We start from the raw sequence: 26,442 nt of genomic DNA, 5'->3' as shown, positions 1-26,442 counted from the left end.
GCAGATTAAACGAGATTCAGCGAGATACGCCGCAATATGCGTGATTTTACGGTCCTAGATTTACTGCCGGTGATCAAATTGCCGAAAATTACGGGCCAATCTACGTTCGCGGCGTTTTACAGAAGATCCGGAGCGGCATATGATAAATGGCAAGCCGGCGCCGGCTATGATTATTCGCTGAATGCCTTCGGATTGGAAAAACAGCGGGAAACCCAGGTGAACGACATGTCCGTGCAAACGATCGAACCACAGCTTGCTAAGCCCAGCCTCTCGAGATTCGTTCAGATCAGGGAGCTGGAGCTCTTCGTCGTAAACCAAGAGGACCAGGTTGGCGGCGGGTACCGCGTCCATCTATGGTTATCGACGGACGCGGGGCTGCTGACCTGCGATACTAGGCTTGAAGCCTATGAGAAACCGGCCGATTGGGTGACTTGGTCTTCTTGTTTTCGCAAAATTTTAAATGCCTGCGAATCTCATGACCTGGACGGGTTGATGCAAAAACTTGGCCGGGACAGCGTTCATGCCCGGCTAGCCGCCGCAGCGCTGCGGCGGATCGCGGGCGATACAGAACCCACCCCCTTGGATAAACGGTCCCTTCTGCTCGAGCAGGCCACCCATTATATCTGTTACTTCAAATAAAAAGGACACGACCTTGTGGAGGCCGTGCCTAGGCATATCCGTCATTTATCTGGTAGCAATGGCGCCGACGACGGGATGCGGAACGTACGGTTCCTCCAGCGACGCGATCTCCTCCGGCGTCAACTTGACGGACAGCGCCGGAATCGTTTCTTCGAGCTGCATCAGGCTCGTCACGCCGAGGACCGGGGAGCTGACGGTCTCCTTTTGCAGCATCCAAGCCAGCGCGATCTGCACGCGAGGGACGCCGCGCCGCGCGGCGATCGCCGCTACCCGTTCGGCGATCGGCCGGTCGGCCGCCGCCATCGCGTCATACTTCATCTTCTGGGCTTCATCGGATACGCTGCGGGTCGTCGTCTCCCCCGAATTCCGTAGCAGCCTGCCGGATGCAAGCGGACTGTAAGGAATAACGCCGATTTTCTCCGTCTTGCAGAGCGGGAGCATCTCCCTCTCCTCTTCGCGATACTGAAGGTTGTAATGATTCTGCATCGAGACGAAACGGGTCCAGCCGTTCTTCTCCGCGGTATGCAGCGCCTTGAGGAACTGCCAGGCGAACATCGCAGAAGCGCCGATATACCTTGCTTTCCCCGCCTTCACGACATCGTGCAGCGCCTCCATCGTTTCTTCGATGGGCGTGTCGTAGTCCCAGCGGTGGATCTGGTACAGGTCCACATAATCGGTGCCCAGCCGCTGCAGACTCCGATCGATCTCGCTCAAGATGGCCTTGCGGGAGAGTCCGGCGCCGTTAGGGCCTTGCCGCATGCGAAAGTGAACCTTCGTGGCGATGACCACCTCGTCACGGTTCGCGTAGTCTTTCAGCGCCCTGCCTACGATCTCCTCGCTCGCGCCCGTCGAATACACATTGGCCGTATCGAAAAAATTAATGCCGAGTTCAAGCGCTTTTCGAATGATCGGTCGGCTCCGTTCTTCGTCGAGTACCCAGGGATGCGTCCATCTGCTCGCATCGCCGAAGCTCATGCACCCGAGGCATAGCCTGGATACGTCCAAGCCGGTATTCCCTAGTTTAACGTATTCCATTTTAAACGATTCCTCCCCATGCGGGATGTCCATGCATACGTCGATAATATACCCCTCCCGACGATGACAAGGAACAGGAAGCGCCTACAGCTTCAGATGCTCCCACTGGGCACCCGGCTCGCCGAAATCGGGGACCGGCAGCTGCTCGCCGTCGCGCAGCGCCGATTCGTGCGCGACGATACCCGGCACGCAATACTTGGCCGCATTCCATGCATGATTCGGCGGCAGCTTCATCTGCGTCACGCTCTGGACGAAGTCGTCGACGAGGAACTGATGCGAACCGAAATGGCCGTTCGGCATATTCTCGAACCCGGCAGGCAGACGCTCCTTCGGATGCACGCGGCTCACGCCGCTGTGGAAATCGCGCCGGAGCCCGGCGGGCAGCGCATCTTCGCCGTCGTGCGCGATCGACGGCGCCGTACGCAGCAGATCGTCCAGCGGCTGAATATCGTCGGGCACGATCGAGGTCCAGATCGATGAATCGGCATGCTCCTCGAAGCTGCCGAGCGTGCCGAACATACTCAGGTAGACGCTGTTTTTGCCGGACCAGCCGACCCGGCGGAATTCATTCAGGCGGGCCATGCCGCCGTCCGACGTGCGCACGAGCGCCGTTTCGTTGCTGAACGCGTTGCGCCACAGATTGCTGTCCTCGCGGAATACGCCGTCGGCGTGACGATCGCGATAGCCCAGACACGAGACATGGGTCGCCTTGGCGCCCGTGACCGACAACAGCATGCTGACGGAGTGCGTCGGGTAGTACATGGGCGGAAATCCGGCCACCTGCTTCCATTCGCTGCCGCCGGAGTGCTGGAACGCGTCATAAAACCCGTGCGACATATCGTGCAGGTATTGCGCCTCGCCATACACGAAATCGCCGAAGTCCCCTTTGGCGAACCGGTCGCGGCAATAGATGGTGCTCGGATAATAATAGCTCGTTTCCCCTGTCATATAGATCAGTCCGCTGCTAGTCACTTCTTCTACGATGGCCCGCACGTCTTCGAGCGAATGTGCCATCGGCACGGCGCAGTAAGTATGCTTGCCCGCGCGCAGAGACTGCAGCGCATGCGGACCGTGCAAATGACGCTGCGTAAAGATGGCGATCGCATGGACATCGCTCCGGCACAACGCCTCCAAGGAAGCGTAGGTTTCCGATATACCGAATTTCCCTGCGATCTCGCTCAGCCGTTCCGGATTAATCTCGGCCAGGGCGACGCTGTCCACCAGCGGATGCGCTTGAAACAGCGGGATAAACTCGGTAGCGAACATTCCTGCGCCGAGCACGCCTATTTTCAGTCCCATATCCGATCGTCTCCGTTTCTATTCTAGGATCGTACCTTTTGCACGCCTCTAGTATAGCCTCCCGTTTACCCGTTGTATTTGGCTTAAACTCGCAATTTGGTTGCCAATCGCACAATTTGTTTGCGGGCTGGTTGTGCGCTTGGGGCCGGTGTCTTATGCTAGAAAAAACGAGTTGATCGAGGTACTGTCATGAAACGAATCGATATGGAGAATTGGGAGCCGGACGAGACGATCCCGATGCTGCGGGATTACTTCATTCCCCCTTATATCACTTTGGCCCATCTTTTTCATGCGCCCGAAGGCTGGCGCAAGCCGCTCGGCTTCCATAAGCAGTATCAGATCCAATACGTCAGCCACGGCCTGGCACATTACGTCGTCGAGGATCGGGAATACCTCACGCGCAAAGGGGATCTCATTCTCCATCGTCCCCATGAAAAGCATCACGTGTTCACTGAACCCGGAGAGCCGTATTCTTGCATATCCATCGTATTCCACTTCGGCAGCGCGCCGTTTCCGGTAAAGGACTTATTGGGGGAGCGGCATTATTTTGCCGGCCTGGCCGATCACCCGATCGACGAGCTGCTGCAGGAGATCGTCTCGCACTACCATCAACCGGGCGTATTGCGGCAGATGGAGTGCCAGCAGCAGCTGATGCGCACGCTCGCCGAGCTGGCCAAGCTGTCCAGGCAAAGCGAAATGACGCCCGTGCAGCTGAAGCATAAAACGATACTGCTGCATGTCAAAAACTATATTCACGCCCGCTTCGCCGAGGATGTCCGGCTCGATGAGCTGGAGGAAGTGTCCGGGCTGTCGCGCAATTACCTCTGCCACCTGTTCCGACAGGAATTCGGCATGCTGCCGCTGCAGTATTTGACCTGGCTCAGAGTACAGCGCGCCAAGGATCTCGCGATCCAGACGAAGCTATCCGTCAGCCAGATCGCTGCCGAAGTCGGCTACTCGGACGTCCACACCTTCGGCAAAATGTTCAAAAAAAAGACAGGCATCAGCCTGTCCCAGTATTGCGCGAGCCTGTATATGACGACCGGCGGCGAATAGCCGTTCTGTACGACATTCCTTTTGAGATGGAAGTCCATCATTCTGGTTACAATATCGTCAAAATTGCGAAAGCAAGGGCGGTCCAACAATCAGCGTGTCGTTCTGCTCGGCCAGCGGTCCGATTTCCTCGATGGAATGCCGGCCGATTTCACGGAAGAAATCGTCGATGCCGCCGGGCGCGAAGGTAAAAAGGATACGTCCCATCCCGGATCCGACATTCGCCCAGGCGTGAGGTACGCCGCGCGGAACCACGACGCTCGTTCCGGGAGCAGCTTCGAATTCCTGTCCTCCGCATTGGAAACGGAAGGAGCCTTCAAGAATCTCGAATACCTCCTCCCGTTCCGTCCGTTCCATCTTTTATTCTCCTCACGCCATCCGTTTTTTATAGCGCAAACGTTAAACCTACCAGCTGCTCACTAAGGCTCCAGAGCCGATCGGCCGCCTTGGGATCGACTGCATATGGCATGACGCCGGAGTCCGTCAAGGTGTTGTTGTTGTCGAACTCAAAGTCGGACTCGGCGTCCTTCCCCAGTGGGGCGATATCGCAGTTCTCGCAATAGACGCCGCCCATACCGTCAAGCTGCGGGCTCGTCGCACACCAGACGCTGGTAGCGGCGCCTTGCCCTACCGTCTTGAGATTTTTTGCCGGGTCGAGGACCGGCTCTCCGTTCTCGTCGATGACGCCGGACGCTTGCAGTTCTTCCTTCGAAAGATGTTTTTCGAGGCCGGTGCCCACGATGCTGCCCGGATGAAGAGAAAAGGCGCGCACGCCATGATCCTTGCCGCGTTGGTCGAGCGCTGCCGCGAAGAGAATGTTAGCCGTCTTTGACTGGCCGTAAGCTCCCCAGCGGTCATAATCGCGTCGATCGAAGTGGGGATCATCGAACACGATCGGGGAAAAGTGATGTCCCCAGGACGACACCGAAACCACCCGCGCGCCGTTCGCCCGGCGCAGCGCAGGCCATAGACGCGCGACAAGCTGGAAATGCCCCAGATGGTTCGTCGCGAATTGCGATTCATATCCGCGCGAATCGCGTTTCAAGGGCGATGCCATGATGCCCGCGCTGTTGACCAAAATGTGCAGCGGCTCGCCGGTGGCAAGAATTTTCTCCGCAAAGGCATCTATCGAGGCAGGGTCCAGCAAGTCCATTTCTTCAATTACAATGCCGTCGATATCCGCAAGCGCAGCCGCCGCTTTGTTGCGATCGCGCGTCGGGACGATGACCTTAGCCCCGGCGGAACGCAGCACGCGCACGGTCTCAAGACCGAGTCCGGAATAGCCTCCGGTGACGATGGCGATTTTGCCGGACAGGTCGATACCCTTGATGACGTCTTCAGCCGTAGAGGAAGCTCCATAGCCGGAGCCGATAGGTGTTTGTTTCGTTATCTTCGTTGTCATATGAATCTCCTTTAGTGTCGCAGCGAATGCGACTTGTATTTTTAAACCGATTGAACGGCCCTCGCATTTCGGATACTATGCTCGTTGATTCATTCAGGCATGCTCCCCTTTTTATTCTTTTAGACAGTTATCGTAATTTGTCTATGTGCCTATATTATACGACTGGACAAAGTTTGTAAAGTGTATAATAATCGTTTCATGGACGACAAAAAGAAGCTTCATCTACTGTCTGTCGCTTTGGACGTGTTTTTCAAGTATGGGTACAAGCGAGTCTCCATGAATGAAATAGCCGAAGCGGCTGGAATTTCGCGTGCGGGTCTCTATTTATATTTCAAGAACAAGGAGGAAGTTTTTAACGCGACGATTCTCCATTATGGCGACCGGCTCATTGAGGAAATCGGGAAAGGAATGTCGGCCAGAAATTCGACGGAAGACAAAATTTTATTTGCTTTCGAAGTGTGGACCTTAAACCAATTCGACGAGTCTTTGCGGTCGCCGGAAGTGAAAGAAATGACCGACAGCTCTTACGCATTCGCGCAAGAGGCACTCGATGCGTGCTACAAGAAACTCGAAGCCGTTCTGACCTCTGTTTTTGAGTCGCGATCGAACGCCGCAGGCAGCCCGCACGGCCTCGCTCCAGAGAATTTGGCGCATCTTTTAACAAGCGCCATGCGCGGGTTTAAAATGGTCGCAAAAGACGCGTCTGAGCTTCGCCGAATGATCGAAGACCTGCTCCGCATTTTCCTTGCCTCCGCCTCTTAATGCCGATTCCAAGCGATGAACAAAGTAAACGGGACAGCCCGGATGCCGGACTGTCCCGTTTACTTGTATAACACTTCATCGATCTAAGCCGATTACTCATCCCATTGGGAATGAAGGACATGATTGCAGAAGTTGGGACGCTTATATTCCGGCAGGAGCGCTTCGCAAATGTCGGCGTTTATCGTTCCGTACGTTGTTTCCGGTTTGTGCTTGAACCCTTCCAAGAAGGCATGCAGGATTTTGTGTTTGAACTCGTTGCGAGGAAAGGCCTGGACGATTTCCTGACGCGCGGCCGAAGATATGTCTTCGAAATTTTTCCCGACGACGTCATAACCGACGCCAAAATTCATAAGCGCCACTTCGGTTTCCTTATATTCGACGATTCCGATGGTGGTATGCAGGGCAACGGCATCCCATACGAGCCGAATGGATTGTTCCGGGACGCCGCGGCTTTTCAGAAAATCGCGTGCGGCATTCGCCCCATCGACCTCAAAGCGTTTGTCCGGGCTTCGGAATGCGGGAGTAAGGCCGAGATCGTGGAATAGCGAACTGATATAAAGCAATTCAGCATCGTATTTCATTTGATTCAAGTTACCGTTCATAGCCGCAAACAGAAATACCCGGTTCGAATGGTTCCACAGAAGGTCGTCGGCATGCTCGCGCACCAATTCAGCAGCTTCGACGGCTAGTTTACTATCCGGAATCTTGATATCAGCGATTAAATTCGTCACCTCAAACATCCCCCTTATGCTCGCTTCAGACCGTTACCTCTTTCGACAAGCGCGCTGCGGCTTTTTGGGCCTCCATTTTTGCTTGATTCAGCACCTCTGCTTTATCAAGCAAGTCCGTACCTTGAGCTCGGATGATTTCATAATCCTCAATGCCGAGGAAGTTAAACATAGACTTCAGGTATTTGTGGGAAAATTCGTTATCGGTGTACCAGTCGTTATTCGTATACACGCCGCCGCTTCCTTGAATCACGAGCAGACTGCGCCCGTCGGTCAGCAAACCAACTCCGCCATTTTCCGTATATTTGAAGGTTTCGCGGGCGATCATAATGTTATCCATGTAATTTTTAAGCCGCGAGGGAATATTGAAGTTGTGAAGCGGCATGATAATCACGTATTTTTTCGCGCTCTTGAATTGCTGCAAAATGTCGTTCATTCTGCCCGTCACGCGTTTCTCCTCGTCCGTCAACTCTCCGCCAGTAGCGAATTTCCCCCAAGCGCTCAGAACGACGCCGTTCACTTCCGGTATTTCTTCGCCATATAGATCGATTTGCTCGATCGGTGCGTTCGGATTCATCTGGCGGTAGCTGTCTAAAAAGTGTTTGCCGACTTGAAGACTGACTGAGCCAGGGGAATCGACGGTGGCATGCGCATTGATCACCAGTAACTTTTCCATTTTTTCCACTCCTCATTACATTTCATATTGGCGACAACTTTAATCGTCGATAATCTTCGACCTCAATATACTTCAGTGGATGACGCACGTCAAATCCTTTTTATGGAGACCCCTACATTTGACAATAGGCTCTGTTATCATTAGATTTATAAATTATTTGTCCCTAATAAGAGGGGAGGCTTTATTATGCAGTACAGCGTCGGCGTCGAATATGCGCTCCATTGTCTGGTTTACTTAATTCCAAACGATACGAAGATCGGCATCAAGGAACTTGCTTTTTTCCAAGGCGTTCCGGAGACCTACTTATCCAAAATATTTACGAAGCTTGCGAACGCAGGTATCGTCTTGTCGGTTCCCGGCGTCAAAGGCGGATTTAAACTGGCTCGGAATCCGGATGAGATTTCCTTCTGGGATGTGGTCGAGGCCGTCGAGGGCAAGAAGCCGATTTTCCAGTGTCAGAACATTAAGGATAAAGGGTATTTATATCGCGATCGCGACTGTTCGGACTGTACGGACGCCACGAGCTTCTGCTCCATTAACTTAGTCATGCTCCAAGCCGAAGAGGCGATGCAAAATTTCTTGCGGAGTAAAAAATTGTCCTGGCTGGAGGAGGAGTTGGACCGTGTGCTGCCTGCGCAGACACGCAGGGATACTCGCGCCTTTTTCGCAAAGAACGATTCCGTTTACGAGAGCGAATAAATAACCGGATATAAGATCGCTACGACTGTGAAAATCGTTAGTAAACTCCCCAAAACCTCGATTGAATATTCCTCACCTAACCCGGTCGCCTGCCGTCGGACGAAAAAAGCCTGAACCAGCAAGGGTTCAGGCTGATGACCTATTCAACAAGAAGAATCAAGCGAGATGCTTAACCCAGCAGCCGTCCTAGTTGGGATACTTCCAGCCGAACGGATGGCTGGCACTGTTCGGAACGGACATACCGGGCAAGGCTGCGCAAGAACTGCCGCCCTTCCGGCGTCTCTGCTACGGCGGCGGCATCGAGCGCGCACACGACTACGCTCCCGTTCAGAACGCGGCACTCGAACAACAAACCAAGCTTGTGGTTGCGCTCGAAGTTATCAATCGTCTGGACGATAGGTTGCAGCTCCCTCGGCATGTCGTCCAGGATGAACGAGCGCGAACGCATCACGATGCTCCACCACGGGTAGGTCGAGTGCGCCTCGCTCGGGAATCGCTGTAATGCCGGATGCGCATGATCGATGAACAAGCCTAGCGTGCCTACTGGCACTGGCTTGTTCATGCTCTCCGAGATCGAGCGGAACATCGGGTAGCACCAGAAATCCGTGCAATAGGTACCCTCGATCGTATGGGAAAGATCGTCGGTCTTTGCCATGATCAGCACGTTCGCTCCGCGTTCTAGCAGGACGAGCGCCTCCGCGGACAACGAATGGAACAGATGCACGCCCGCCAGGTCCGCATCGGCGTCCACGCCCTTGGGATAGATCCACAGATCGTACGATTTCGCAATGTCCGTACCCGCAATCGCCATGGTCAGGTGGACTTTTGTCATCTCCGTCACGTCCGGCATGTCTAAGGCGATCTCGCCTACGCCGATGTAGGCCATGCCCGCCTCCGCCGCTGCTTCAAGCTGGCCGCCGGCGATGACGCGCTGCCCTGCCGCAAGCGACCATGTCAGCTGCACGCTGCGAAGCGGGGAGGGCCGAAAGTAGGCGAGTTCCACTGCGGCGCTGAACGGCTCGCCTGCGACGTAGTTGTACTTCTCGAATCGGCCGAGCAGCACGGCATCCGAACAGTAACGCCGCCATTCCTCCGGAGAGATCAGCCCCTTGGCATCCATGAACGCGTCCAGGATCCCGACGAGCGCCGTCCCCTGGCCGCTGAAGTCCTGCAGGTCGAGCAGTTGGAAGCCTGCCAGGCGCTTCGAACGGAAGGCTGCCTCCAGCTCTTCTTTATAGCAGGCTACAGCGAGCTGACCCGAGCTCTCGAAGAAGCGGTCCGCCAGATGGCCCATGCCCTTCGCCTCGAGGCGGTCGCGGAACGTCTCGAAGTTGCGCGCCTTAAGCGGCCCCGTATACTTCTCGATCTCGCCGAACCGAGGATACATGGCATATTGTCCGATCTCATGGGAGACGACCGGCAGATGCGGGATCAGCTCCTCCCCTGCCGCGTCCGCCTTCACCGTCCGAGCCTCGGTGCCGTATTGGATCTGGATCGTGCCGCCGTCGGTCGTTGTCCCGTCCGTACCATACGGCTTGCGAGCGGGTACGATCTGTTCGTCATAGTCTCTCATCGTGCCCGGCCTGTCCGTCTGCACGTGGCCGAGCGGCGCGTCGCACATCGCATACGAGCCGCGGAACAGGCGGTCCCGCGAGAAGCGGACGCCGGTGAAGAAATCTTCTTCCTCGAGGATGACCGGCACGAACTGGAAGTTGTTCGATCCCTGCGTATAGAGATGGCGGTCATCGTACGTCTTGTAAGCCTTCAGGATCCTGCTCAGCGTGGACTTGCTGCCCCACAGCTCATTGCCTAGCGACATCATGACGAACGACGGGTGGTTGCCGAACGCACGGAGGATGCGGAAGCCCTCTTCGATCAAGTAGTCCTGTTCGGCCTGATCGTGCTTCTCGTCGCCTTCCTCGGTGATCGTCCCCCAGAAGGGCAGCTCCGGCTCCATATAGATCCCGAGCATGTCCGCAGCCGTGAAGGCGGCTTCCGGCGGGCAGCACGTGTGGAAGCGATAGTGATTAATGCCGTAGGACTTGGCGGTGCCGAGCACGTCGAGCCATTCCTCTACCGTCGTCGGGGCAAAGCCGGTCCGCGGGAAGATCAGCCCGTCATGCTTGCCCCGAAGGAATGTCTTCGCGCCGTTAATCGCGAATTTGTCCCCGTCGGCCTTGAATTCGCGCAGGCCGAACAGGGTCTCATAAGTATCCACCCGCTGATCGCCGCCGGTGAGACGAAGCGTAAGCCGGTACAGATGAGGCTCCGAGTCGCTCCAGAGCTTCGCATCTTCCCCCAGCTCATAGCGAGCGACGACCTCGCCTGCTCTCACCGCGTACGACACCGTTTCTGCGCTGTCCCCGCTCCCCCCATGAACGGATGCTGCCGATACGCTCAGCGACCCTTCCGGCGTCCCGATCACTTGCGCGCGTATGGTCACCGACTTGTCCCGGGGTTCGGGGTACACTTGCACATCATGCAGATACGCCGTTCCGTAGAACTGCAGTTCGATTCGGCCGGTGATGCCGTTCCAATTGGTCTGGGTATCGCGGGAGGTCATATGTCCGCCCTTCGTCGGGTAGTCGGTGTTATCGACCCGGATCGTGATCCTATGCTTGCCGCTCGTCAGCCCGCCGATCTCATGGAGATGCGGCGTGCACAGGCTGTTCTGCGTCCCGATCTCGCGGCCGTCGACCCAAACGGTCGTCACGCGCGTCCGCTCGAGATACAACGTGCAGGCGACGCCGTCCAACGCTTCCGGGATGTCGACCTCTCGCGAGAACCAAGCATAGCCTTCGAATTTATATTCATCCGTGAGCGTGCCTGTCTCGACTAGCTCGTTCCGTTGGCCCTTCCGTGCGTACGAAGTCGTCCCCGGCAGCGTCATCGTGTCGCCGAGCGGCTGACGAAGCCCTTCCTTGTTCGCGTCCAATTGCAATTCCCAAGTGCCTTCCAATCCGATTCTCGTAAGCATGCTGTCATTCTCAGACCTTTCGGCGCTTCTTCGCGCACCCGTAGTCATTTCCAGTGGTAATCTCTGTATTCCTGCGGCGTCCGGCCCGTAAACTTCTTGAAGAGGTAGGCGAAGTACGCCGCCGTCTGGAACCCTACCCGTTCAGCGACCTCATAGATTCGTATCGTTGGATCCTGCAGCAGCGCGATCGCCTTGTTCATTCGGGTCTCCTGGATGAATTCCAACACCGTCTTACCCGTCTCCTTCTTGAATAGGACGCTCAAGTAGCTGACATTGATGTTATGCAGCTCCGCAAGATGCTTGACCGTCACGTTTTCGTGCAGATGCTCCTCGATATAGGCCGCGATCCGGCGAATCAGATGATGCTGCTGGTTCACCTGCTCCGTCCGTTCGGCTGCGGCATAACGATCGATATAATCGAGCACCATCTCGCGAACCGAGGCTGCCTGGTTGCTGTCGATCAACCGCTGCATGACCGATACGTTCCATTCGGCCGCAGAATTATCCGTCTGTCTCTGCCTGCGCATGAGCTCGCTGATGAGTCCGATTCCGAACGCTTGGATGTAGGAGAAAGAGTGCCGCGTCACCAGCAGGTCGAACACGTTGCGGGCGTATTCAAGCACTTCGTTCGCGTCGTCCGACTCCGCCAGCATCCGGACGATCTCCGGGATATACTCCTCCCGGACCCGATAATCCTGGTAATCCATCTTGTCCAACCGGTCCTCGTACAGCAGCTGCCCGCCTTCGATTAATCGTGCCCGCGCAATCATGAACTTCACTCTCTTATAGGCAAGCGGTGTCTCGCCCCACTCCGCGAATTTGTGGCTGATGCCGACCGTGATGGTAGAACCGTATTGTTCCTCCATGAAGCGCTGGATAAAAGCAATCTGCTTCTCCGTAATCGCTTGGGCCTCCGGCGTCGGATTCAGATGCAAGGCGAGTACTTCGTCCGCGCCGATTCGGGCTACGATGACGGAAGCGATGTCCGACAGACCTACGCTGACCGCTTGTTGAAAACCCACGCCGCGAACGACCCGGCCTCTGGCGTCCAGACCGCCGTCCATGAAGCGATCGTATCCGAACACCGCAATGCGTATGCCGCCAGTCAAGCTTGGCAATTCCAGCAGTCGGCTCCAAGATTCCACCATGCTGGCGTCTACCGCCCCCTGTATCAGGTCGTGGGCGAACCGCTCCTTCACGGCATTGAGGCTTTCCGTCACTTTCTCCTGCAGCTCGTTCGTTTCCTCCTCGATGCGGCGCCGTTTCTCGATCGCGACGCGAAAAGCGGTCAACTTGGATTCGACTTCCTCCACTTTGATCGGCTTTAGCACGTAACCCTGCGCCCCAACATGGATCGCTTCCTGCACGAATTCGAACTCGTTGAAGCCACTGACCATGAGCACCTGCACGGCCGGATCCGCTTCCTTGCATCGGGCGACCAGCTCGATTCCGGTCATGACGGGCATGGAGACATCCGTAATCAAGACGTCGACCCGATGCTCGCGCATGATCCGGAGCGCCGCATCCCCGGATAAAGCCGACAGCGGCTTGGCGTATCCCAGCGATTCCCAATCTACATGACGGATCAGTCCCTGAACTTGCATCGGCTCATCGTCCACGACCAGCGCTTGTATCATGCATCCCCCTCCTTTCTAATCTCCGGCCGTTCGACGCATGCCGGTATCTCAATCGTTACTCTCGTCCCGAAGCCCTGCTCGCTGTCGATCGCGAATCGGCTCTCGCTGCCGAAGTACAGCCGAAGCCGCTCGCGGATGTTGGCCGTGCCAAATCCGTTGCCTGAGCCTGTCCGCTCGCCTCGTTCAAGCGATGCCTGCGTCTCCGGCGGAATGCCCACTCCGTTGTCCTCCACTTGGAATCGGATGCGATGTCCCGCGCATCTCGCCGAGATGCGGATGACCGCCTCCGCCCTGCTGGTAATCGCCCCATGCACGTAGCAGTTCTCGACGATCGGCTGGAGGAGCAGCTTGATCGTATAGAATTTTGCCGCTTCGGGGTCGATATCCCATTCGATGCGCACGAGTTCCGGGTATCGAAGCTGTTGAATCTCCAGATAAGCCTGCACATGCTGCAGTTCCTTCTCGATTCGCGTCACGTTTATCTCATTATCAAGCGCCAGCCGGTAGAAGGTCGTCAGCGCATCGATCGTGCGAATCTGCGTCTGGTCGTTCAGATCCATCGCGCGCCACCTGACCAAGCTGAGCGAGTTGTAGATGAAGTGGGGATTGATCTGCGCCTGCAGCGCGCGAAAGGATTGCTCCCTTTCCTTCAGCTTCACCTTCGCCATATCCACGACCAGCTTCCCCAGCTTCCCCGACATGGAATTGAATAAGATCTCCAGCTCGCCGAGCTCGTCCTTATCCCGGTTCATGACCGACACGGCGAACTCTCCCTCCGCAATATCGCTCATTCGGTTGCCCAGCTTGCGGATGCGCCATACGACATTCTTCATCACCGTCATGACCATGAACGTGGACAAGAGCAGGAAGAAAACGATGCACCCGATAATCCCGTACAAGATCCACTTCGATTGGCGTTCCAACTGATCCAGATGGATGACGGCAGCGACGCTCCAGCCCGAGCCGATAGACTGGACGTAATATTGGCTGCCGTCCATCGCCGCGCCGCCCCCGCCGGATATCTCCTCCGCTAAATCGCGGATCGGCGATAACCCGATCGGCGTGCCGATCCGATCCCGGTCCGTTGCCGCGATGACCCGGTGCTCCGCATCCAAGATATACAGCTCTCCCGCGCCGTTGAACGGCTTTTCGGTCAGGCCGCCGAACACCGCGTTGTAATCGAGCTGCAGGAAGACCATGCCGATCCCGGCACCGCTGGCGGCAATAATCTTGTGCGTGATGACAATGTCCTCCGACCTGCCCGCCACGTTGATCCAGCCGGACATATCCTTCGACGCCAAGGTCTGCTCGTACCATAACGACTCGGACTTGCCCTCAAGCATGCGGTCTTCCGGCTTCCATAGGAGCCTGCCGTCTTGGACGAGCGTCGGATTCGTATGATAGATGCGAAAATCCTCGATGCCCGGCATATACTTGCTCGTAGACAGGAAGGCGCGGTCGATGTATTCGACCGTATTCAGTTGATCGTACATGTCTTCGTATTCGCGGTCCAAACGGGCGACCAGCTCTCCGTCCATGGCCGTCCGGACGGCCAGCAGGTCATATCCCTGCTTCCGGAATTCGATATTCTGGGCCGTCTGCCTTACTGCTTCTTGAATCGTGACCATATAATTGCTTCGTACGCTCTGAAGAGCGAAATAGCCCGCGGCGATGCCGAGTATGATCGTCGGGACAATCACGATAAGGCCGAAAAGCAGCAAGATTTTTCCCCGAAGATGAAGCGTGCTCGTGATCCTGATGGTGATTCTCTCGATGAATCTCAGCAGCAACGCTGCCACCTCCGATCCTGTGAACGCAGTTGAAACGGCAAAGGGAGCAACCCCTTACCCGGGATTGCTCCGATCGCTCTAGAATTCGCCGCTCGTGTCAACAAGCGCTTGATAAGACGCTTGCCACTCTTGCTTCAATTCGCTCCAGTGCGCACGCTTCTCCAATGCGTCGCGGAACGACTGCCAATACGATTCGAACTGCGCGTCGTTCTTCGCCAGGATCAGCTTCGCACGATATTCCTTGCGCAGATTCTCGAGCTCCGGTCCGTATTTCTCCCACAGACCGCCCTGCTTCGCCGCGACGGTATCGTATGCGTGCGCCGTACGTACGCCGCCCATCTCGCCGATCGTTTTGGAGAATTCTTGGTTTTTCGCTGCGCCGGCGACGGTCGTCTCGTTGTTCCACCACGGATACCAATCGTTATTGTACGATGAGAGCATATACAACTCAGGCGTTACCGTCGACTTCTGGGCAGCATCGCCCGAGTTTCGCGGTCCGGCGTATGCTTCATCGATATACTTCCATTTGCCCAGCGGCTGGTCGATCCAATCCCAGTACAAACCCGCAGGGCCTTCGTTGACGACGTGCTGCTGCTCTGCTGCGGGCTTCAGCGTGTAGTCGATGAATTTCAAGATCGCTTCGAGATTTTTCGTATTCTTGTTAATGTACACGTCATAGCCCGGATACGGATTAACCACTTGATTGAAGCCTACCGCTTCGACGCCTTCCACCTTCGGGAACGGAATCGGCTGGTAATACCATCCGGTCTCCGTGGGTCCGTCGAGCGTCTCCCACAGCGTCTGATCGACATTCCAGAAGGAGCCGACGTTCAATGCCGTGCGGCCGTTCTTGTTCTTCTCCTTGTACCGTTCCTTCTTGTCCGTCACGACCTCGGGGTCGATCATTTTTTGCTGGTACATTCGGTTCATCCATTGGTAAGCCGCTTTATACTGCGGGTCGTCGTAGAGTAGGACGAATTCGCCGTTCTTCTTCTCGACGGGAATGACGCCGCTCGCCGAGCCCGTCGTGACGCCGAATGCGCTGAGCACCGCGTTCTCGTCATTGTAGCCCACCGAATCGTTCTGATCCATCAGGAAGCCCATCGGATTCAGCGGCTTGCCGGAAGCATCCTTCAGCTTCGCCGCCTTCGCGAGGAACGTCTCCACGCCTTCGAGCGTAGCCAGGTCGTCCAGGGTCATGCCCGCTTGCTCGACGATGTCGGTGCGAACCAGCCAGGTGGTGGAAGCCCAGCCCGGCCAAGGCTTATCCGGATTCTGGTCGAACCAGGTCGGGATCGACCAGATATGGCCGTCCGCGTCGCGCATCCGATCCAGATAGACCTTCGGGATCGCTGCGAGATTCGGATATTTGTCCGGCATTTCGAAGTATTGCTCCAGCGACATGATCTTGCCCGAGCGATTCATCGCGTTCTTCACGGTCTCGCTGCGGTTGAACACGGCGGCGTCCTTGAAGCCGTCCGTATTCATGCGGAGGTTCAATGCGGTGATCGCATCGCCCTGCGTCGCTTCCAGCTTCACGTCGACGCCGGGCTCCTTCTCCCGCCAATATTTCTGAACAAGACTATCGTTGTTGATCGTCGCCGTCCAGCCGAGCCATAGATCGAAAGATAGAGGCGCACCCGCGGATACTGTGCTGCCTTCGCTCGAAGCGCTCGCGCTGCTATTTTTCGAGCCGTTGTTATCCGACGAACCGCCTGAATTCGAACATGCCGTCGCGGACATCAGCATCAGCGTAAGTATGCCGGCCGCCATGCTTGTCGCCCTGCTTTTCTTCTTCATGGTGCACCCTCCCTAATGGTCCTAATGATGCGGTATATATGATGTTGCCCTATACCCGAGTTTGGGGGATCAGCCCTTGACCGATCCGATCAGCACGCCTTTGACAAAATACTTCTGCAAGAACGGATAGACGCACAAGATCGGCAACGCACTGACCATCACGACTGCCATCTTGATCGACATGAGCGTAATATTCTGCATCTGCGATCCCCTGGCCAACGCTTCCTGGTTCGAATTGGAGCCTAGTACCGCCGAGAGATCGGAGGCTTGCAGCAATTGCTGCAGGAACGTCTGCACCGGGATCAACGACTGATCGGTGACGAAGAAGGCGCCCGCGAACCAATCGTTCCAGTGACCGACCGCCGTGAACAAGCCCAGCGCGGCCAGCATCGGCTTCGACAGCGGGATGACGATCTGGAACAAAATGCGGACCGGACCTGCACCATCCAGCTCGGCCGACTCGATCAGCGCATCCGGGATGCCCTGGATGAACTTGAGCATGACGAACATATTCCACGCCGAGAACATGGTGGGGATGATGTACACCCAGAAGCTGTTGACCAGACCCAAGTTAAATAGTTGAATGTAAAGCGGTACCAGCCCGCCGTTGAACAGCATCGTGATGAGCACGTAGGTTAACAATCCATTGCGCAGCGGCAGCGCCCGGTAGGACAAGCCGTACGCTGCGAGCAGCGTGACGAGCAGTCCCGTGATGGTCCCCAGGATCGTCCGGCCGATCGTGATGAGGTAGGAATGCCGGATGACCTCGTTACCGAGCACGATCTCGTAATTGATGAAGGTGAACGATCTGGGCCAGAGATAGACGCCGCCCTTCGCCGCATCGGCACCTTCATTGAGCGAGATCGCCAGCATATAGAAGAACGGATAGAGCACCGAGAGACAGAGCAAGGACAGCAATGCAACGATGACGGCTTGACTGACCCTTTCGATACGCGAGACGCTCATCCGATCACCACAGCCCTTCGCCGTTGATTCGCCTGGATAGCTGATTCGTCGTGAGCACCAGGATCAACGCCAGGATCGATGACAGCAGCCCTACGGCGGTCGCCATGCCGAAGTAGCCTTGCTGCAAGCCGCTGCGGAGCACGTAAGTGTCCAATACGTCCGCAACTGCCATGTTCGCCGGGTTCATCAGGGGATAGATCTGGTCCATCCCGACCGAAATCAAGCTTGGGATGCTGAGGATCAGCACGATCGTAATCGTCGGCATGATGCTGGGCAGCGTAATATGGCGAATCTGCGCCAGCTTGCCCGCCCCTTCAACCTTCGCCGCTTCGTAGAGCTGCGGGTCGATCGTCGTGATCGCGGCCAGATAAAGAATCGTATTCCAGCCTACCTCTTTCCACAAACCGCTTCCGACGATCATCGGCCGGAACCATTGTTCCGACCCCAGGAAGAAGATCGGTTCGCCGCCGGCCTTGGCGATCAGGTCGTTGGCCAATCCGCCATCCAGCGTCAAGAACGACTGAAGGATGTAGGCCACGACGATCCATGAAAAAAAGTGCGGCAAGTAGCTGACCGATTGCACGAAACGCTTGAATCCCGAATGGGTGACTTCGTTAATGAGAATCGCCAGCAGGATCGGCGCCGGAAATCCGAAGATAAATTTCAATACGGAAATATACAGCGTATTGGCGACGACCACCCGGAACTGCGGCTCCTGCAAGAACGCAAAGTTGTCGAAGCCGACCCAGGGGCTGGTCCAAATCGAAGCGCCGATCTGAAAGTCCCGAAACGCGATCTGAATGCCCGCCATCGGGACATAGTTGAACAGGAATAACAACAGCACGGCCGGCGCGATCATAAGATACTGCCAGCGGTATTTATAAAGTCTGCCCACCAGGCTTCCCCCCTCTGACCTCTATTGTACGGGTCTGTGGCGGAGGGAACCATACAACAAACGTTGGTTATCTATCGTGAATATTAGATATATCGAACATGATAATGCTTCAATATGAACAAGCTTCCGTCGACACTTCTGTTGAATGGCGATAAAAGAGCTGTCCCACAAGGTATTCCGCCTTGTGAGACAGCCCTTTGTAATTATGCAAGCCGCTGAACTTATAAAGTCAGTATATCTACGCCCAAAGCCGGCAGCGTTATCTTGTGCTCGTATCTCTCGCCCGTCAACAAGCTGCGATAGGGAACGTCAAGCGTAACCTCTCGTTGCTCATTCGTCAAATTGATCAAGAACAGGAATCTTTCCTCGCCCTTCGTTCGAACCGATAGCTCGACACCTTCCGGCAGCCGAAGTTTGGGCGCCAGTCCCTTATCGTTCAATATGCCTTCGAACAGCTGATAAAAATAGGAAGGCTCCGGCCAAGTGCCGACATAGTACACTTCCCCTTCGCCAAGCTTGTGGAGAGTAACCGCCGGCACACCCTCGTAGAAGTCGCTGTCATACCAAGCAATCGGTTCTGCGCCTCGCAGTTCCAGCAGATCGCACCATTGCTTCGCAGCGAATGTCCGGCCCTCCGCGTTCCGAATCCGATGCTCGCTGTTGCCGATCGCATCATATTCACTAACGACAACGCCCGCGGCTTCTGCCAGCAGCCCTGGCAGAGGCAGCATCTCGCATACATTCCTCATGTTCTTTACGCCTGTCCGGTTGGTGAGGACGACCGTGCCGCCCCCGGCCGCGAATCGCTCCAGCCGCTGCGCGACTTCTTCATTTAACAGGAAGAGGGAAGGAACGACAACCAGCTTGTAGCCATCGAGCTCCTCGGTCCAATTAATCACGTCCGTGCCGACGCCCATTTTTAGAAATGCATGATGCATGGAGGACAAGTTGTCTATATAGTGCATCCCTCCCTCCGCCTGCGGCTGAAGGGAAAGCGCCGTATGCTGGTCATGCGAATGCAGAATCGCAACCTGCGTAACGATGGTCGAGCCGGCTAATCGTTCTCCTACCTGGTTCACCTCGCGAGTAAGCTCCGCGAACTCCCTGAATCTGCGTCCGGGAACATTGCTATGGTCGATCAGCCCATGCCAGAACTGTTCGGCTCCGACGGCGGCGCTCCGCCAGCGGAAATGGACGATCGTATCGGCGCCGCGGGCGATCGTCTGCCAGGAACGAGCCCGAATCAGTCCAGGATACGGGGTGCGCTGAATCGGCATCCAGCCGCCCTGCGCGCCGCTAAGCTGCTCCATGACCCAGAAGTTGCGGCGTTTGATGCCGCGAACCAAGTCCAGCGACAGCGCCCCGTTCCGCGGAAACCGATCGCCATAATCGCGATACAGCTCGTTCGGATAATAATCGATAGAGGCGAAGTCCAGCTCTTTGTAAAGGTCATAATAGTCCAGGCTATTCGGATATTGCCACATGTTATGCGTCACGAATTGACCTGGACAGTTGCTGCGCAGAATTTCAAGCTGCCATCCCAGCAGATAGCCTACGCTATCCGAGCAGAAGCGCTTGTACTCCAGAAGATAGGAAGGATTCATCATCTTGCCGGTACCGAGCGGCGTCGTGATCTCCGCCCAGCTGCTGTAGCCCCCGCTCCAGACGACCGTACCCCACTCCCGGTTCAGCTCTTCCAGACTGGCGTAACGCTTCTGCAGCCAAGAGACGAATGCACGATTGCACGTATCGCAATGACATTCCTGGTAGTGCATCTCGTTATCGATTTGCCAACCAATGACGGCGGGATGCTTCGCGTAGCGCTGTGACATCGCTTCCACGAACTTGGAGCCCAGCATTTTCAAGGAATAGCTGTTGTTGCAGCGATGTCCGCGTACGCCCGGCCGGATGATTCGGCGTTGCTCATCCATGGGCAGCACATCCGGATAACGGGTGGTCATCCAGTTCGGCGGCGTATTGGTAGGCGTGCATAACACGATCTCCATGCCGCGCGCGGCGAATACTTCTATAGCCGCATCCAGCCATTCAAACCGATAATCGCCCTCGGTCGGTTCCATTCGGCTCCAGGCGAACTCCGCCATTCGCACGACGGCAACCCCCGTCTCTTGCATAAGCGCTGCGTCCTTCTCCCATAGCTCGGGACTCCACTGCTCGGGATAATAATCGATTCCGATCTTGATCGTCATCTTCCGTTCTCCTTTGTCCATCAATATATTGCGATTATATGATATATTAATTGCAGTTAATATCTTAAAAAATTAATTCGATATAACAATATTAAGATCTTAGGAGAGTTGGACGAATGCCTCACCCCTATCGCGCTTTCCCGGTACTATTAGGCCGAGAGAAACTGCTCCCTTTTTATTTGCTTGGCATCGGTCTGCATCACCAACAGGAGCACATACGCCGAGACTCGGGCATTCAGGATTATCAATGGATTCAATGCCGCAGCGGAGAGGGCAAGCTCAAGCTAGGCGGGACGGAACATATCATCAAGCAAGGCATGGGCATGCTGCTGTTCCCCGGCCAGAAGCATGAATACTATGCAATATCGGGTAGCTGGGAAGTCGACTGGGTCATCTTCGATGGCAGCGGGTCAGCGCGTTTGTTCGAAACCGTCGGCATTACGGAAACATCCGTATTCACGCTCGCATCGCCCGAATACCTGCTATCCAGAATGCAAGAACTGCTGCAAGCTGCCCTTGCGCCGCAAGCGCAAACGTTAAGCAATTACGCCTGCTCCGCCATCCTCTATACCTTATTGACGGAAGTTATTCAGCGCGTCTCCGTCGAGGGCAGCGATACCGTCGGGCAGCAGTATGAGCGATTAAAGCCGGTGCTGGACTATATTGACCAACATTTTGCCGAAGAGATTTCTTTGCAGACGCTTGCCGGACTGTTGTGCGTCACACCGGAATACTTCTGCCATCTGTTCAAGAAGACGACGGGCATTCGTCCCATCGGCTATGTCAACCAGGTCAGGATCAACAAGAGCAAGGAACTGCTGCTCGACCATGCGCAGCGCGGGATGCACGATATCGCACATGAGGTCGGCTTCGAATCTGCCAGCTATTATGGAGCGATCTTCAAGAAGCTGGAACGGCTCACGCCCGGCGAATTCCGCCGCATCTATCAGAAGTCGTAACCTATACGCTGTCCAAGCGCGTTCGGGAAGTAAACGCGTGCTTTAGTCAACTGGGAAGCTAAATCGTTGGACATAAAAATCGCGTTATCCACATTGGATAACGCGATTTTTTCAGAACTTTGGTACTCTATACTCTCTCTGTGTGCACATTGCCTTGTATAGCAGCTTCATCTTAGCTGCACTTGCTGTATCCGCAGTTCGTGCAAGTCTTGCAGCCCTCGACGTTGATCAGCGACGCCGAGCCGCAGGACGGGCACAGGTCCGTCGAGGTGTGGCCCGACTTGCCATGGCCGTAGGCCGCCGGCGCGGGAATGGCGGTCGCGGCGATCGAGCCGGCAGCGCCTTCTGTGCCGGCGTCATCAATCTCGGAAGCCGCCGCTTCCTCGGCGAGCATGCCGGCGTGCAGCTCGAGCGCCTTGGCGACGGCGTCGGCGATCGACTCGACGCGGTTCGGCCCGAAGCCGACGGCGCCGGAGCCGCCGATGCCCTTCAGGTGCTTGACGAGCAGCTGCACCTTGTCGCCGTGGTCGCCGTACCGCAGGAACAGCGAGCACACGCGGCCCAGCGCTTCGGCCATCGCGAACACGTCGGAGCCCGCCTTGCCCACGTTCAGGAAGATCTCGCCCGGCGTGCCGTCGAGGTCGTTGACCGTGATGTAGGCCATGCCGAACGGCGTGTTGAACTTGTACGTCGCGCCCCGCAGAATCTTCGGCCGGCTCTTATAAGCTTTATCCGCCGGCGCTTGAGCTTGGACCGCCGGCACGACCGGTGCCGCCGCCGTCTCCGGCAATACGGCTTGCACCGCCGCTACGGCTTCGGCGATCGGCGCCGCCTCGTCCTTCTTCTCTTCTTTCTTCTCGTCCTTCGCCGTGCTCAGCACCTGCACGTCGCGGCTGCCGTCGCGATAGATCGTGACGCCCTTGCAGCCCAGATCGAACGCCATCTCGTACAGCTCGGCGGTCTCCTCGACCGTGAAGTCCGCCGGACAATTGGCCGTCTTGGAGATCGAGCTGTCCACCCAGCGCTGGATCGCGGCCTGCGCGCGGATGTGATCCTTGGCCGACAGGTCCATCGCCGTCACGAACCAAGGCGGCAGCTGCTCGCCCGGATGCGCGTCCTGCCATTCCTGCGCGATCGGCACGAGCTGCTTGTCGTAGCCGAGCCGGCTCTGGCGGAAGAACTCGAACGCGAAGTACGGCTCGATGCCCGTCGAGGTGCCGACCATCGTGCCCGTCGAGCCCGTCGGCGCCTGGGTCAGCACCGTGACGTTGCGGATGCCGCGTTCGCGCACGGCCTCGCCGACCTCAGGGTAAGCTTCCGTCATGTTTTTCATGAAGCCGCTCTGCAGGAACGGCTCCGCGTCGAATGCCGGGAACGCGCCCTTCTCCGCGGCGATCTCCGTCGATGCCAGGTACGCTTCCTTCGCCATGAAGCCGTACAGCTTGTCGAGGAATTCCAGACTCTCCGGGCTTCCGTAACGGACCTCTAGGCGGATCATCAGTTCGGCGAGGCCCATCGAGCCCAGACCGACGCGCCGCTCGAGCTTCTGGTTCGCTTCGTTCTCCGGGAAGTGATACGGCGTCTTGTCGATGACATTGTCCAGGAAGCGCGTCGAGTACCGGACGACCCGGCCGAGCTCTTCCCATGCCACGTCATGCTTCTCCTCGTCGTAGAAGCGGGACAGGTTGACCGCCGACAGGTTGCAGACGCCCCATGCGGGCAGGCCCTGCTCGCCGCACGGATTGGTGCAGATGATCGGGTTGAAGTACCAGCTGTTCGACATTTGATTGTAGTATTCCATGAATACGACGCCCGGCTCCGCCGACTTCCAGGCCGACTCGATTATCGTGCGCCACACCTCGCGCGCGCGGACGGTGCGGTAAGGAATGACATTCTTGCCCAGGGACCGCCACTTGTCCAGATCGCCGTCCCACAGCGCGTCGTACTCGGCGTCGGACGTGTCGGGGAATACGAGCTCCCAGTCCGCGTCTTCCTTGACCGCCTTCATGAAGGCGTTGCTCACGCACACCGACAGGTTGGCGTTGGTCACTTGGCCCATCGTCTGCTTGACCGTGATGAAGTCGACCACGTCCGGATGCCAGTCGTTGATCATCAGCATCAGCGCGCCTCTGCGGCTGCCGCCCTGCTCGATCAGTCCGGTCGTATAGCTGAACAGGCCGCCCCACGACACGGCGCCGCTCGAGGAGCCGTTCACGCCGCGCACGATCGACCGGCGCGGGCGCAGCGACGACAGATTGATCCCGACGCCGCCGCCGCGCGACATGATCTCCGTCATCTCGCTCAGCGTCTCCATGATGCCGCCCCGGCTGTCCTTGGGCGACGGGATGACGTAGCAGTTGAACAGCGTCAGCTCGTCGCTGGCGCCCGCGCCCGCCGCGATCCGTCCGCCCGGCACGAGCTTCCAGTCGTCCAGCAGCCACCGGAACCGCTCGCGCCAGATCTCCTGGCGTTCCGGCGCCTCGATCGAGGCCATCGCGCCGGCCAGACGATCCCACATCTCCTCCGGCGACTTTTCGATCGTCAGCGTCAATTTCTCGGGCGACGTCTCGACCAGCTCGCCGGCGCGCGTACGCACCGTCACTCGCTTGCCGTCCCGGGCGACGACCTCTCCGACTTCCTTGGCCGGAAACTTCGGATCGTCCTTCGTCAGCGCCAGTACCGTATCTCCAACCTTGACCGCGTTCGTATCCGCGTTTTTCCACGCGTATCGGTCGAGGAAAATTTTCTCGCTCAAGCCTTCTAGACGACGGCCCGCGGCCTTGTTCGCCCCGCCGTTTTCCAATTGGACGCTCACTTCGCCACTCTCCTCATAGGACCCAATATATTGCGACTTTACCCATTATACGCTACGAAATGTAGATATTCGAGAGGCTCGGACGGCATTTGCGACATTTGTCCCAAAATATTCGTGCACCCGGCACGGATGTCCCGCGCAGCGCGATTCGCGCGGCCCGCATGTTATGAAAACGGCGCGCTTGCTCATACTAGAAGGATAGAACGCCTAGAGGAGGAGAAGCGTCTGCGCCCCCCATTCCATCATCCGCACGGCTCCGAGGCCGAGATTAAGCTGTCTCCGGGCTCAAGCTCCGGCTTCGGCTACGACGCCGGCGAACAGGTCGAGCACACGCCGCATGCCCCGACTGCAACGCCGGACGCCGCGTCTTCCCCCGGCGCGCCGGCTCCGGACGCCGGTTCGCCCCGCGCCGTCCGCAAGCTTCACCCGCTCGTCGACCTGCACGTCGACCGCTCCGCCTTCGAGGAGCTCGAGCGCAGATCGGAACGCGGCGGGCCTTGGGACGATTGGACGCTGTACAAGATGTCCTGGGAAGCCGAGGAAGCGCAGCTGGTGACGGACTTCCACGAGCTCCAGTGCATGCGGGTGCTGCCGGGCCTCACGCCGCTCCCCCATCAGGAGGAGACGGCGCGGCGCGTGCTGCACGAGATGCGCGGCAGGGCGATCCTGGCCGACGAGGTCGGGCTGGGCAAGACGATCGAGGCCGGACTGATTCTTAAGGAATACATCGTCCGCGGACTCGTCAAGCGCACGCTGATCCTCGTGCCCGCCTCCCTGGTGCTGCAATGGGTCCGCGAGCTGAGCGCCAAGTTCGGCATCCCGGCGGTCGCGCAGAAGAAGGCGTACCACTGGAACAACGATATCGTCGTCGCCTCGATCGACACGGCCAAGCGCGAGCCGCACCGCGAGCTGCTGCTCGATACCGAGTACGACATGCTCATCATCGACGAAGCGCACAAGCTCAAGAACAAGAAGACGGGCAATTACCAGTTCGTCAGCGACATCCGCAAAAAATACTGCCTGCTGCTGACAGCGACGCCCGTGCAGAACGACATGAACGAGCTGTACAACCTGATCACGCTGCTCAAGCCCGGCCAGCTCGGCGGCGAAGGCGACTTTTCCGCCAACTACGTCGCAGGCAAGCGCATCGCCAAGAACGAGGACAAGCTGCAGGAGGCCCTCGGGCAGGTCATGATCCGCAACCGGCGCACCGACGGCGGCGTCGAGTTCACCAGGCGCTTCGTGGCGAACGTCCCGCTCACCCTGTCGCCGGAGGAACAGGCGCTGTACGAGGCCGTCACTCGCTACGTCCGCGAGAACGCGACCGTCGAAGGCGTCGACATGTCCAGCATGCTGTCGCTCGTCACGCTGCAGCGCGAGGTTTGCTCGAGCCGGGATGCCGTGTTTCTGACGCTTATCAACCTGTTCAAGAAGGCCCCGGAGGATTCGCCGCGCCGGCAGAAAATCTGGGAGCTCGTCGAGTTCATCCGCCAGGTCAAGTCGAACACCAAGGCGGAAGCTACCATGAAGCTGATCGACGAGATCGGGGACAAGGTGATCGTTTTCACCGAATACCGCCAGACGCAAGATTATCTGCTCCGCTTTTTCCAGGAGCACGGCCTGACGGCCGTTCCTTACCGCGGGGGCATGAACCGGGGCAAAAAGGACTGGATGATGGACCTGTTCCGCAGGCGCGCGCAGGTGATGGTCGCGACCGAGGCCGGCGGCGAAGGCATCAACCTGCAGTTCTGCCACCACATCATCAACTTCGATCTTCCCTGGAACCCGATGCGCGTCGAGCAGCGGATCGGACGGGTGCACCGGCTCGGCCAGACCGAGGACGTGAAGATTTACAACCTGTGCACCTACGGGACGATCGAGGAGCATATCGTGCATCTGCTGCACGAGAAAATCAATATGTTCGAGACGGTCATCGGCGAGCTAGACGAGATCGTGGAGCGGATGGAGCGCGAGGAATCGCTCGAGAAGCGCCTCGCCAAGATGCTGCTGGACGCCAAGGACGAGCGCGAACTGCGCAGCCGCATCGACGGGCTCGGAGATTCGCTGCTGCGCACCAAGGCGCAGGTCGAAGAGGAGGCGTAA

At 57.3% G+C, this 26,442-nt stretch carries 20 protein-coding genes; 6 read left to right on the top strand and 14 right to left on the bottom strand.

Features of this window, described 5'->3' with window-relative positions:
• Nucleotides 1-36: 36 nt before the first annotated feature.
• Nucleotides 37-639, top strand: coding sequence for a hypothetical protein (locus tag PQG80_RS07360; protein ID WP_271750608.1), 603 nt, complete (start codon nt 37-39; stop codon nt 637-639).
• 45 nt (nt 640-684) lie between these two features.
• On the opposite strand, the gene PQG80_RS07355 is transcribed toward PQG80_RS07360, so the two are convergent.
• Complete coding sequence (locus tag PQG80_RS07355; protein WP_271750607.1) at nt 685-1,674, bottom strand: aldo/keto reductase; 990 nt, start codon at nt 1,672-1,674, stop codon at nt 685-687.
• Between the two features lie 84 nt (nt 1,675-1,758).
• Nucleotides 1,759-2,973 (bottom strand): Gfo/Idh/MocA family protein, encoded by a 1,215-nt coding sequence (locus PQG80_RS07350; RefSeq protein WP_271750606.1) that lies wholly within the window; start codon nt 2,971-2,973, stop codon nt 1,759-1,761.
• A gap of 189 nt (nt 2,974-3,162) precedes the next feature.
• On the opposite strand from PQG80_RS07350, the gene PQG80_RS07345 reads away from it, so the two are divergent.
• Nucleotides 3,163-4,029 carry a helix-turn-helix domain-containing protein gene (locus tag PQG80_RS07345; RefSeq protein WP_271750605.1) on the top strand — a complete coding sequence of 289 codons (867 nt, stop codon included), beginning with the start codon at nt 3,163-3,165 and terminating at the stop codon, nt 4,027-4,029.
• A gap of 57 nt (nt 4,030-4,086) precedes the next feature.
• Here the strand turns inward: PQG80_RS07345 and PQG80_RS07340 are convergent, their stop codons facing one another.
• Both PQG80_RS07340 and PQG80_RS07335 read right to left on the bottom strand, forming a co-directional pair.
• Nucleotides 4,087-4,383, bottom strand: a complete 297-nt coding sequence (locus PQG80_RS07340) for a cupin domain-containing protein (RefSeq protein ID WP_271750604.1) — start codon at nt 4,381-4,383, stop codon at nt 4,087-4,089.
• Nucleotides 4,384-4,411: 28 nt separating this feature from the next.
• Nucleotides 4,412-5,428, bottom strand: a complete 1,017-nt coding sequence (locus PQG80_RS07335) for an oxidoreductase (protein ID WP_271750603.1) — start codon at nt 5,426-5,428, stop codon at nt 4,412-4,414.
• Between the two features lie 198 nt (nt 5,429-5,626).
• On the opposite strand from PQG80_RS07335, the gene PQG80_RS07330 reads away from it, so the two are divergent.
• Nucleotides 5,627-6,190: a TetR/AcrR family transcriptional regulator gene (locus PQG80_RS07330; protein WP_271750602.1), complete on the top strand. Its 564-nt coding sequence runs from the start codon at nt 5,627-5,629 to the stop codon at nt 6,188-6,190.
• A 92-nt stretch (nt 6,191-6,282) separates the two neighbouring features.
• On the opposite strand, the gene PQG80_RS07325 is transcribed toward PQG80_RS07330, so the two are convergent.
• Nucleotides 6,283-6,921, bottom strand: a complete 639-nt coding sequence (locus PQG80_RS07325) for an HD domain-containing protein (RefSeq protein WP_271750601.1) — start codon at nt 6,919-6,921, stop codon at nt 6,283-6,285.
• Between the two features lie 25 nt (nt 6,922-6,946).
• Nucleotides 6,947-7,594: an FMN-dependent NADH-azoreductase gene (locus PQG80_RS07320; protein ID WP_271750600.1), complete on the bottom strand. Its 648-nt coding sequence runs from the start codon at nt 7,592-7,594 to the stop codon at nt 6,947-6,949.
• A 186-nt stretch (nt 7,595-7,780) separates the two neighbouring features.
• On the opposite strand from PQG80_RS07320, the gene PQG80_RS07315 reads away from it, so the two are divergent.
• On the top strand, nt 7,781-8,293 hold the full coding sequence (locus PQG80_RS07315) for an RrF2 family transcriptional regulator (protein ID WP_271750599.1): 513 nt from the start codon (nt 7,781-7,783) through the stop codon (nt 8,291-8,293).
• 169 nt (nt 8,294-8,462) lie between these two features.
• Here PQG80_RS07315 and PQG80_RS07310 read toward each other — a convergent pair whose 3' ends face one another.
• From PQG80_RS07310 to PQG80_RS07280, 7 genes are all read right to left on the bottom strand, one after another.
• Nucleotides 8,463-11,270 carry a DUF8487 domain-containing protein gene (locus PQG80_RS07310; RefSeq protein ID WP_271750598.1) on the bottom strand — a complete coding sequence of 936 codons (2,808 nt, stop codon included), beginning with the start codon at nt 11,268-11,270 and terminating at the stop codon, nt 8,463-8,465.
• A gap of 44 nt (nt 11,271-11,314) precedes the next feature.
• Nucleotides 11,315-12,907, bottom strand: coding sequence for a response regulator transcription factor (locus PQG80_RS07305; RefSeq protein WP_271750597.1), 1,593 nt, complete (start codon nt 12,905-12,907; stop codon nt 11,315-11,317).
• A complete protein-coding gene (locus tag PQG80_RS07300) occupies nt 12,904-14,706 on the bottom strand; it encodes a cache domain-containing sensor histidine kinase (RefSeq protein WP_432432727.1) in 1,803 nt (600 codons plus the stop codon). The genes PQG80_RS07305 and PQG80_RS07300 overlap by 4 nt, the downstream gene beginning before the upstream one ends.
• Nucleotides 14,707-14,775: 69 nt before the next feature.
• On the bottom strand, nt 14,776-16,497 hold the full coding sequence (locus PQG80_RS07295; RefSeq protein ID WP_271750595.1) for a type 2 periplasmic-binding domain-containing protein: 1,722 nt from the start codon (nt 16,495-16,497) through the stop codon (nt 14,776-14,778).
• 69 nt (nt 16,498-16,566) lie between these two features.
• Entirely contained in the window at nt 16,567-17,463 is an 897-nt protein-coding gene (locus tag PQG80_RS07290) for a carbohydrate ABC transporter permease (protein ID WP_271750594.1), read from the bottom strand.
• A 4-nt stretch (nt 17,464-17,467) separates the two neighbouring features.
• On the bottom strand, nt 17,468-18,358 hold the full coding sequence (locus PQG80_RS07285; protein ID WP_271750592.1) for an ABC transporter permease: 891 nt from the start codon (nt 18,356-18,358) through the stop codon (nt 17,468-17,470).
• A 221-nt stretch (nt 18,359-18,579) separates the two neighbouring features.
• On the bottom strand, nt 18,580-20,565 hold the full coding sequence (locus PQG80_RS07280; protein ID WP_271750591.1) for a beta-galactosidase: 1,986 nt from the start codon (nt 20,563-20,565) through the stop codon (nt 18,580-18,582).
• Nucleotides 20,566-20,681: 116 nt separating this feature from the next.
• On the opposite strand from PQG80_RS07280, the gene PQG80_RS07275 reads away from it, so the two are divergent.
• Nucleotides 20,682-21,524, top strand: coding sequence for an AraC family transcriptional regulator (locus PQG80_RS07275; protein ID WP_271750590.1), 843 nt, complete (start codon nt 20,682-20,684; stop codon nt 21,522-21,524).
• A gap of 172 nt (nt 21,525-21,696) precedes the next feature.
• Here the strand turns inward: PQG80_RS07275 and PQG80_RS07270 are convergent, their stop codons facing one another.
• On the bottom strand, nt 21,697-24,339 hold the full coding sequence (locus PQG80_RS07270) for an adenosylcobalamin-dependent ribonucleoside-diphosphate reductase (RefSeq protein ID WP_271750589.1): 2,643 nt from the start codon (nt 24,337-24,339) through the stop codon (nt 21,697-21,699).
• A 129-nt stretch (nt 24,340-24,468) separates the two neighbouring features.
• On the opposite strand from PQG80_RS07270, the gene PQG80_RS07265 reads away from it, so the two are divergent.
• Entirely contained in the window at nt 24,469-26,442 is a 1,974-nt protein-coding gene (locus PQG80_RS07265; RefSeq protein WP_271750588.1) for a DEAD/DEAH box helicase, read from the top strand.

It is taken from the genome of Cohnella rhizoplanae (genome assembly GCF_948329515.1).
Classification (GTDB): domain Bacteria; phylum Bacillota; class Bacilli; order Paenibacillales; family Paenibacillaceae; genus Cohnella; species Cohnella rhizoplanae.
Note: the sequence above shows the minus strand (reverse complement) of the source record. Positions and strands in the feature narration are given on the sequence as shown.

What these genes read in the sequence shown, in the direction of transcription:
- PQG80_RS07360 (WP_271750608.1), top strand. Translation starts at nt 37, where the DNA reads ATGCGTGATTTTACGGTCCTAGATTTACTGCCGGTGATCAAATTGCCG.
- PQG80_RS07355 (WP_271750607.1), bottom strand. Translation starts at nt 1,674, where the DNA reads ATGGAATACGTTAAACTAGGGAATACCGGCTTGGACGTATCCAGGCTA.
- PQG80_RS07350 (WP_271750606.1), bottom strand. Translation starts at nt 2,973, where the DNA reads ATGGGACTGAAAATAGGCGTGCTCGGCGCAGGAATGTTCGCTACCGAG.
- PQG80_RS07345 (WP_271750605.1), top strand. Translation starts at nt 3,163, where the DNA reads ATGAAACGAATCGATATGGAGAATTGGGAGCCGGACGAGACGATCCCG.
- PQG80_RS07340 (WP_271750604.1), bottom strand. Translation starts at nt 4,383, where the DNA reads ATGGAACGGACGGAACGGGAGGAGGTATTCGAGATTCTTGAAGGCTCC.
- PQG80_RS07335 (WP_271750603.1), bottom strand. Translation starts at nt 5,428, where the DNA reads ATGACAACGAAGATAACGAAACAAACACCTATCGGCTCCGGCTATGGA.
- PQG80_RS07330 (WP_271750602.1), top strand. Translation starts at nt 5,627, where the DNA reads ATGGACGACAAAAAGAAGCTTCATCTACTGTCTGTCGCTTTGGACGTG.
- PQG80_RS07320 (WP_271750600.1), bottom strand. Translation starts at nt 7,594, where the DNA reads ATGGAAAAGTTACTGGTGATCAATGCGCATGCCACCGTCGATTCCCCT.
- PQG80_RS07315 (WP_271750599.1), top strand. Translation starts at nt 7,781, where the DNA reads ATGCAGTACAGCGTCGGCGTCGAATATGCGCTCCATTGTCTGGTTTAC.
- PQG80_RS07310 (WP_271750598.1), bottom strand. Translation starts at nt 11,270, where the DNA reads ATGCTTACGAGAATCGGATTGGAAGGCACTTGGGAATTGCAATTGGAC.
- PQG80_RS07305 (WP_271750597.1), bottom strand. Translation starts at nt 12,907, where the DNA reads ATGATACAAGCGCTGGTCGTGGACGATGAGCCGATGCAAGTTCAGGGA.
- PQG80_RS07295 (WP_271750595.1), bottom strand. Translation starts at nt 16,497, where the DNA reads ATGAAGAAGAAAAGCAGGGCGACAAGCATGGCGGCCGGCATACTTACG.
- PQG80_RS07290 (WP_271750594.1), bottom strand. Translation starts at nt 17,463, where the DNA reads ATGAGCGTCTCGCGTATCGAAAGGGTCAGTCAAGCCGTCATCGTTGCA.
- PQG80_RS07280 (WP_271750591.1), bottom strand. Translation starts at nt 20,565, where the DNA reads ATGACGATCAAGATCGGAATCGATTATTATCCCGAGCAGTGGAGTCCC.
- PQG80_RS07275 (WP_271750590.1), top strand. Translation starts at nt 20,682, where the DNA reads ATGCCTCACCCCTATCGCGCTTTCCCGGTACTATTAGGCCGAGAGAAA.
- PQG80_RS07265 (WP_271750588.1), top strand. Translation starts at nt 24,469, where the DNA reads ATGTCCCGCGCAGCGCGATTCGCGCGGCCCGCATGTTATGAAAACGGC.